This is a genomic window from Rhizobium sp. P1_E6 (assembly GCF_056405875.1).
The window spans coordinates 1-1,682 of the sequence record NZ_JBFUBG010000254.1; the positions used below are offsets into that span (position 1 = coordinate 1).

Genomic DNA, 1,682 nt, shown 5'->3' on the forward strand with positions numbered 1-1,682 from the left:
ACCTTGTGCTGAACGACGGCACGGGCCTGCGCGCGTCGGAGGTTCGCGGTCCAGGCACCGCCATTCCCGATATCGGTGCCCAGCTTTTCGCAGAGATCGACACCCGCAGGTGTCACGCATTTCCGGCCGAACCGGAAAGCATCCAGTGAATGCCAATAACGGAATGACATCAACAACAACCGACAGAGGTGACAGCATGAACGACTTCAAAATGACCCGCCGCCATTTCGGCCTTCTGGCTGCCGGCGTCGCCGCAGCCTYCGCAATGCCGTTCGCCGCGCGTGCGGCGGCAGGCGAAACCGCTATTGCGGCGACCTTTCCGGGCAACTGGGAAGACGGCTATCGCAGCGTTCTAGGCCCGCTCGTCAAGGAAGCCGGCTACGGCCTGACGGTCGCCCCGTCACTGGCGCAGGACCAGCTCGCCAAGGTCATGGCAAGCCCCGGCAACCCACCCTACGACACGCTGCTGATGTCGCCCGGCCAGATGGCCGTCGCCATCGAAAACGACATCATCCAGAAGATCGACCCGAGCCGCCTGAAGAACTGGGGCATGCTCGATCCGGCCTTCCAGGGGGAATACGGTCCAACCGTGACCATCGAAGTCAACGGCATCGCCTACAATCCCGACCTCGTGCCGCGTCCGAAGGGCTATCGCGACCTGTTTGAGAACCCGGCCTATAGCGGCCTCGTCTCCTGGACCGGCTTTGGTTCGAACACCGCCGTCATGGCCTATACGGAAATGGCGAAGATTTTTGGCTCCGGCCCGAACGATATGAATGCCGTCTTCAAGCTGTTCAAGGACCATCCGGAACAGTTGAAGGGTGTCGTCGACAGTACCAACCACCAGATGACGCTATTCCAACAGGGCGAGATCGCTGTCTTCATGTGCTCGACCGGCAATGTCGCCCGCCTGAAGTCGATGGGTCTCAAGGCCGAATATGTCGCTCCGGAAACCGGCGCGCCGGCAGCCCCGGTTAATATCCACCTGACCAAGGGCGCAAAGAACCTCGACGCCGCTTACGCCTATATGGACGCCGCCATCTCCAAGGCTGCGCAGGACAAGCTGAAGCTGCCGCCGACCGAGATGTTCCCGACCAACAAGGACGTCGCGCTCACCCCTGAGATCGAGGCTTATGTGACGCGTGAACAGCTGAAGAACATGGTCTATCCGGACTGGGTTGCCATCAACAAGAACCGCGCCGACTGGATCCGCCAGTTCGACGCTCTCGTCGCAGGCTGAGGAGCGCACGATGAAGGCGGGCGGTTTTCCATACGTTATCCCGATGCTGTTGCTATCGGTGGCGTTCTTTGCAACGCCGCTCGCCGTTCTCGTCGGTTTCAGCTTCACCGGCCCGGACGGGGCCACGCTTGCCAACTACGGCAGATTCTTCGGGGACGCGTTCAATTTCCGCGTCCTCGTCAACACAGCACGGCTGGGGCTGGAGACGGTCCTTGCTACGACGCTGCTCGGCGTGCCGATCGCGCTTCTTTACTGGCATAGCGGCAAAACGGCACGCCAGGTCATCATCTTCCTGACGCTCATCCCGATGCTGACCAGCAATGTCGTGCGCACCTTCGCCTGGATCGTCATCCTCGGGCGACAAGGGCCGATAAGCGAGGCGCTGCTCGGACTTGGACTGATCGGCCGGCCGATGTCCTTGATGTTCACCGAACTCGGCCTT

At 61.3% G+C, this 1,682-nt stretch carries 2 protein-coding genes and 1 pseudogene; all 3 read left to right on the forward strand.

All coding sequences use genetic code 11. The features are described 5' to 3' along the window. Window positions 1-149 (forward strand): annotated as a pseudogene (locus tag AC1D35_RS35940) (ABC transporter ATP-binding protein); the annotation flags it as partial. Between the two features lie 47 nt (window positions 150-196). Then, on the forward strand, window positions 197-1,240 hold the full coding sequence (locus AC1D35_RS35945; protein WP_477942756.1) for an ABC transporter substrate-binding protein: 1,044 nt from the start codon (window positions 197-199) through the stop codon (window positions 1,238-1,240). A 10-nt stretch (window positions 1,241-1,250) separates the two neighbouring features. After that, window positions 1,251-1,682: ABC transporter permease (locus AC1D35_RS35950; RefSeq protein WP_477942758.1), on the forward strand; the 432-nt coding region annotated here is incomplete at its 3' end.